Annotated in this window: 6 protein-coding genes; all 6 read left to right on the top strand. The window is 34.3% G+C overall.

The window, feature by feature from the left end:
- The first annotated feature begins 9 nt into the window (after nucleotides 1-9).
- The 6 genes from GKF99_RS02035 (at nucleotide 10) to yjeM (ending at nucleotide 6,424) form a co-directional block, all read left to right on the top strand.
- On the top strand, nucleotides 10-1,026 hold the full coding sequence (locus GKF99_RS02035) for an AEC family transporter (protein WP_277752702.1): 1,017 nt from the start codon (nucleotides 10-12) through the stop codon (nucleotides 1,024-1,026).
- Nucleotides 1,027-1,133: 107 nt separating this feature from the next.
- Nucleotides 1,134-1,604, top strand: coding sequence for a PTS sugar transporter subunit IIA (locus GKF99_RS02030; protein WP_154272551.1), 471 nt, complete (start codon nucleotides 1,134-1,136; stop codon nucleotides 1,602-1,604).
- Complete coding sequence (locus GKF99_RS02025) at nucleotides 1,594-1,872, top strand: PTS sugar transporter subunit IIB (RefSeq protein ID WP_199797306.1); 279 nt, start codon at nucleotides 1,594-1,596, stop codon at nucleotides 1,870-1,872. The genes GKF99_RS02030 and GKF99_RS02025 overlap by 11 nt, the downstream gene beginning before the upstream one ends.
- A gap of 24 nt (nucleotides 1,873-1,896) precedes the next feature.
- Complete coding sequence (locus GKF99_RS02020) at nucleotides 1,897-3,255, top strand: PTS ascorbate transporter subunit IIC (RefSeq protein ID WP_154272550.1); 1,359 nt, start codon at nucleotides 1,897-1,899, stop codon at nucleotides 3,253-3,255.
- A 27-nt stretch (nucleotides 3,256-3,282) separates the two neighbouring features.
- Nucleotides 3,283-3,993 carry a transaldolase gene (locus GKF99_RS02015; protein ID WP_154272549.1) on the top strand — a complete coding sequence of 237 codons (711 nt, stop codon included), beginning with the start codon at nucleotides 3,283-3,285 and terminating at the stop codon, nucleotides 3,991-3,993.
- Between the two features lie 928 nt (nucleotides 3,994-4,921).
- Nucleotides 4,922-6,424, top strand: a complete 1,503-nt coding sequence (gene yjeM / locus GKF99_RS02010) for a glutamate/gamma-aminobutyrate family transporter YjeM (RefSeq protein WP_154272548.1) — start codon at nucleotides 4,922-4,924, stop codon at nucleotides 6,422-6,424.
- The last annotated feature ends 30 nt before the right edge of the window (nucleotides 6,425-6,454 follow it).

Here is a 6,454-nt window from a genome sequence, read left to right as displayed (position 1 = left end):
GAATGTCCCCTGTTATGTACAGATTACATTCCGCTTAAAATATTATTAAATTATTCCGTGTTTACGGGTTCAGGTCATAAGGAGTGGTTTTTTATTTTTTTAGTTACGTTACAGCAGATTTTGATTATGTTTGTTTTCATGGCGATGGGCTACATTTTTGCGAAAACGGGATTTTTCAGTAGAGAAACTATCAGAGAGATGACTGGATTTGTAATGTATGTTGTGGGATCAAGTGTTATTATTAACGCGTTTAATAGACCCGTTACGCCAGTGCTGTTGAATAATTTTTTGATGACTGCCTTTGCTGCAGTGGTTTTGATGGGTTCATCTATTTTGATTTCTCATTTTTTGTTCAAATTTGATAGATTTTCTAAGAACGAAAACATAAGTACATACAAATTCGCATCTGTTTACAGCAATTGTGGTTTTATGGGAATTCCTTTGATTGAAGCGTTGCTTGGTGCGGATGGAACTTTTTTCGCCATTCCTTATTTGGCGGTGTTCAATATTTTGTTGTGGAGTCATGGAATTGGTTTGTACGAGATGACTGGAAATGGCAAGATTCAATGGAACAAAGTTTTGAAAAATCCATGTATTATTTCTTCTGTTTTGGGATTTGTTTTGTTTTTCTTCGGGGTTATTTACAAAATGCCGAATGTGGTTACTAAGCCTGTTTTTTACTTGGCGAGTATGAATACGCCACTTAGTATGATAATTATCGGAGCGAATTTCGTCAGTATTACAGAGCCTTTTCACAGGGATAAAATGGCGTGGGAAGTTTCTTGTATCAGAAATATTTTGTTTCCTTTAATATATATTGTGATTTTGATGGTTATTCCAATGAAAACAGATGCAAAGATTGCGACGTTGGCGATGGCATCAGCTCCGATTGCAGGAGTGAGTGTGCTTTTCTGTTTAATGTTTAATAAATCTACGGATTTTCCATCAAGGGCTTTGTGTTTGTCGACGATATTTTCGGTGGTGACTTTGCCGGTAATAATTTTGATTGGTAGTTTAATCCTTTAAATTGGCAAATTTTTTTGAAACGCATATATAATCTAATGTGAATATATGGTAAAATAAGGTTAACAATACTTTTGTTAACCAATATTTTTTTGTAAAGAGGTGATAGTTTGAGCGATTTAATAAAAAAAGAATTGATACGAATTGAAGATCATGCAAATGATTGGAAGGATGCAATAAGAATTGCAGCAAAAAGTTTGTTGGACAATGGTTACATTAACGAGCAATATGTAGAAGACATGATAAAAAGCGTTGAGGATGCTGGCCCATACATTGTGCTTGCTCCGAACATTGCGGTTCCTCACGCAAGACCAAACGGTAATGTAGACAAAATGGCGATTAGTTTGACAAAATTAAATGAGGCTGTAAATTTTAGAAACGAAGAAGAGGATGAGGACAACTGGGTAAGAATTCTATTCTGTTTGGCAGCTGTGGATTCTTCATCACACATTGTAGCACTTCAACAATTGGCAGTGCTTTTGGATTCAGATGAAATTACAGATGAGCTTATAAATGCAAAAACTGAGGACGAAATGTTGGATATTATTAACAAAAAATTAGAGGAGGGAAATGATGATTAATATTGTTACTGTATGTGGTAATGGAATTGGAAGTAGTCTTCTTTTGAAAATGAAGGTTGAAACTATTTGCAAGGAAATGGGAATTGAAGCGAACGTTGAATCTTGTGATTCTAACGCAGCTGTAGGAAAAGGCGCTGACCTTTTCGTAACTGTTAAGGAATTCAAATCAATTTTTTCAGATGATCAAAAAGTAGCTATCGTTAAAAGCTACACTAACAAGAAGAAAATCGAAGAAGATTTGGTTCCTGTATTAGAAGAATTCAAATAAAATTTAAAAATTTAGGAGGAATTTATGGGATTTTTAAACGTATTAAAGGATATTTTATCTGAACCTGCGTTTTTGATGGGTCTTATCGCGATGGTAGGTCTTATCGCACTTAAAAAACCAGCTCACAAGGTAATGACTGGTACATTAGGTCCAATCTTAGGATATTTAATGTTGTCTGCAGGTGCAAATGTCATCACGACTAACTTGGATCCATTGAGTCAAATGATTCAACACGGATTCAACATCACAGGTGTTGTTCCTAATAACGAAGCTATCACATCTGTTGCGCAAAAAGTTTTGGGCGTAGAAACAATGTCAATTTTGTTAGTAGGACTTATTTTTAACTTATTAATAGCAAGATTTACAAGATACAAATATATTTTCTTAACTGGTCACCACAGCTTCTTCATGGCTTGTCTATTGTCAGCAACTTTAGGTGCAATCGGATTTAAGGGCGTGGCTTTGGTATTGGCTGGTGGATTTATATTGGGAGCTTGGAGTTCAATCTCTCCAGCAATCGGACAAAAATACACTTTGAAAGCTACTGACGGAGACGAAATAGCTCTTGGTCACTTTGGCTCATTGGGATATTATTTGTCGGCGTTTATCGGTTCATTAGTTGGAAAAGATTCCAAATCAACTGAAGATATCGAAATTCCTGAAAAATGGGGTTTCTTGAGAAATACTACAATTTCAACAGCGTTAACAATGATTGTGTTCTATCTAATCGCAAGCATCAAAGCTGGTCCAGATTTCGTCGGCAAAATGTCTAACGGACAGAACCCATATTTGTTTGCAATCATCTCTGCGTTAAACTTCGCAGTTGGTGTAGCAATCGTATATGCCGGTGTTAGAATGATTTTGGCAGACTTGATTCCTGCATTCGAAGGTATTGCTACAAAATTAATTCCAAACTCTGTTCCTGCAGTTGACTGTGCAGTATTTTTCCCATATGCACCAACAGCAGTTATTTTGGGATTTGCATGTAGTTTTGTAGGCGGATTAATCGGTATGTTTATTTTGGGAGCTATCGGTGGAGTATTAATTATTCCAGGACTTGTTCCTCACTTCTTCTGTGGTGCAACTGCTGGTATTTACGGTAATGCAACTGGTGGTAGAAGAGGAGCTATGATAGGTTCATTCATCAACGGATTATTCTTGGCATTCCTTCCAGCATTCTTGCTTCCAGTTTTAGGACAATTAGGATTCAATAATACAACATTCGGAGATTTTGACTTCGGAGTTTTGGGAATTTTATTAGGAAAAGTTGGTAACGCTATGGGTAATGTCGGAGTTTACATTATTATCGCTATTTTGGCAGTAGTTTTAATAGCTCCTTCAATTATCACTAAGAAAGATACGGCAATTAACAACGAACAATAATTTGAACTACACAAGAAAGAGGTTGAAATGGATAAAATTAACACAAAAATTTACTCAGACGGTGCAGTATTAGAAGACATGTTAGAATCATTGGCATCAAAAAAAGTAACAGGATTCACAACTAATCCATCACTGATGAAGAAAGCTGGAATCACTGATTACGTTGAATTTGCCAAGAAAGTTCTAGAAGAAATCACAGAATATCCAGTATCATTTGAAGTATTTGCAGATGATTTAGAAACTATGGAAAAAGAAGCAGACAAAATCGCATCACTAGGCGACAATGTTTACGTCAAAATTCCAGTAACTACAAGCGATGGAACATCAACTGCTCCATTATTGAAAAAACTTAGTTCAAAAGGAATTAAACTTAACGTTACAGCAATCTTTACAGTGGATCAAGTAAGAGAAGTTGTAGACAACTTGACTGAAAATGTTCCAAGCATTGTTTCAGTATTTGCTGGAAGAATTGCAGACACAGGAGTTGATCCAATGCCAATCATGAAAGAAGCTTTGGAAATTTGCAAAACTAAAAAAGGTTGCGAATTGTTGTGGGCATCTCCAAGAGAAGTGTTCAACATTTACCAAGCAAATGAATTGGGAGTAGACATCATCACATGTACTCCTGCAATCATCAAGAAACTTTCATTGATGGGAAAAGATTTGAACGAATACTCACTAGATACAGTGAAAACATTCTGCAAAGACTCAAAAGAATTAGGATTTTCAATTCTTTAATAAATACAAGAGCTCACAAATGTGGGCTCTTTTTTTCGTGCTAATATATATTTCGTACCAAAATTTCGCACGAATATCTAGGCTACGGAAACAATCGCGCACGAATATCTTGGTGAAAATTTAATAATCTTATTCAGACACAACACAGATCAAGCATTTTGCACGAATATCTAGACTACAAAAATAAATAAATTATAAGCTTGTGAACCTAAAATTGTGAACTCGTGCTACGCACTCAGACAGCACAATTTTTTAACGGTTCACTTCACTTGAATTTATGATTATTTTCTCCGTATGATATTCTTAGCAAAAAGGCTTGACTGTTTACATGGATTTACAATATAGGTATGTTCGATTACTTGCCTAAACGGACACAAGGATGATTGCGGAGTGAATTTTAACATAAACGGAAGGGGAGAACATCTAGCATGAATATCTAGAATACTAAGAATGTTTTCTAATTGTACTCCGAAGTTTTAAAATTATTAGAATAAAAAATTGAGGAATTAAAAAATATTAAAATTTTTAAATTAACAATATTAAGATAAATTTATTTTATTAATATTCTAATATGAACTAAAGAAATATCAATTAAAAGTAAATTAATCGTAAGTTTCATGTAGCTAATTACGTATAAATATACATCAAAAAAAAGGCAGATAAATCCCTAAATCAACAGTTAAAACAAGCAAAAAAAGTGGTTGACAAATCAGAATATTAATGAATATAATATAAGAGAGAAGAAGTTAGAGAGTAGTGCAATAAAATGAGGGAAAAGGCGTGTATCGCCTATACTGCATCGCGTTAAAGCGATAAATACTCGCGTTTCAATTGTATTATAATTCAAATTTTTCTAAAAAACAATCATTCTCAAAGCATTTTACACCGATTGCGATTTTGAGAGTTGAATTAATATTAGGAGGAATATATGACAGACAAACAAAAACTTAGTTTGAAAGCGCTTATACTGATGATTTTTACGTCGGTTTTTGGTTTCACTAACATTAGTAGATCATATTATTTAATGGGATACTCCGCTATTCCTTGGTATATTTTATCTGGTATAGCATTTTTCCTACCATTTGCATTCATGATAGCAGAGTATGGTTCTGCATTTAAAGACGCAAAAGGTGGTATTTATTCTTGGATGGAAAAAAGTTCTGGCAAGAAGTACGCTTTTGTAATCACTTTTATGTGGTTTGCATCATACATAATCTGGCAAGTAAATGTAGGTTCAGGTATTTGGATTGTTTTATCGAATGCTATTTTCGGGGTTGATAAGACTCAAGAATGGTCTTTGTTCGGGTTAGACTCAGTAAAAACTTTGGGTATTTTGGCAATCTGCTGGATTATAATGGTTACTTATGTATCTAACAAAGGTTTGGAAAAAATTAAAAAGATTACTTCTGTTGGCGGAAGTGCTGTAGCTCTTATTAATATTTTCTTGTTTGTTGGAGGATTAATTATACTTATTTTAAACAAAGGAAAAGTTTTACAACCAATTAATTTTGAAGCATTTTTCCAATCTCCAAATCCAAAATACGCAGGTGGAGGAATTGCTGTTTTATCATTTGTTGTATACGCAATCTTTGCATATGGTGGAATAGAAGTTATAGGTGGTCTTGTAGATCAAACAGAAAATCCTGAAAAAAATTTCCCTAAAGGTGTAAGCATCGCAGCTATAATAATAACTGTTGGATATGCATTGGGGATTTTGATGTTTGGATCTTTTACTAATTGGGATTTTGCTTTCAAAAGTTTCTCAAAAGAAGCTATTACTTTAGGTAATGTTTCATATATTGGTATGAATCACATGGGTTATCAATTGGGACTTGCTTTTGGTATGAGTGAAGCTGCAGCTAGAACTTGTGGTTTGTGGATTTCAAGATATATGGGTATTTCGATGTTTTTAGCATTGACAGGAGCGTTTTTTACTTTGATTTATTCTCCACTTAAGCAATTAATAGGTGGGACTCCAAAAGAATTATGGCCAAAATCTTGGACTGTTGAAAAAAACGGTATGTATGTGAATGCTATGAAGTATCAAGCAGCGTGTGTTATTGTAATTATCGCCATTGTTTCATTCGGAGGAAAAAGCGCAAAACAATTCTTCGAAGTATTGGTGTCAATGACTAACGTGTCAATGACTTTACCATATTTTTTCATTGCATATTCTTTCTTAGCGTTTAAGAAAAATCAAGAAATAGAAAAACCATTTGAAAAATTTAAATCTATGGGAGTTGTCAAGGCGGCTGTGTTCTTAGTATGTTTAGTTGTAGGATTTGCGAACCTATTTACAATTATTGAACCGGCTATTAGTAGTGGGGACTGGTTGACTACAATAATGTCTGTAGCAGGACCATTACTATTCACACTATTGGCATTGTATTTGTACAATAGAATGGAAAAGAAAAACGGAAAATTAAATTAAGACTATCGGTGTAACAAAAGAGAGCTTCGG

This window comes from Finegoldia sp. BIOML-A2 (assembly GCF_009678315.1).
GTDB lineage: Bacteria > Bacillota > Clostridia > Tissierellales > Peptoniphilaceae > Finegoldia > Finegoldia magna.
Note: the sequence above shows the minus strand (reverse complement) of the source record. Positions and strands in the feature narration are given on the sequence as shown.

Bases quoted from the DNA above. Each gene is read 5' to 3' on its own strand.
- GKF99_RS02015 (WP_154272549.1), top strand. From the start codon at position 3,283: ATGGATAAAATTAACACAAAAATTTACTCAGACGGTGCAGTATTAGAA.
- GKF99_RS02020 (WP_154272550.1), top strand. From the start codon at position 1,897: ATGGGATTTTTAAACGTATTAAAGGATATTTTATCTGAACCTGCGTTT.
- GKF99_RS02025 (WP_199797306.1), top strand. From the start codon at position 1,594: ATGATGATTAATATTGTTACTGTATGTGGTAATGGAATTGGAAGTAGT.
- yjeM (WP_154272548.1), top strand. From the start codon at position 4,922: ATGACAGACAAACAAAAACTTAGTTTGAAAGCGCTTATACTGATGATT.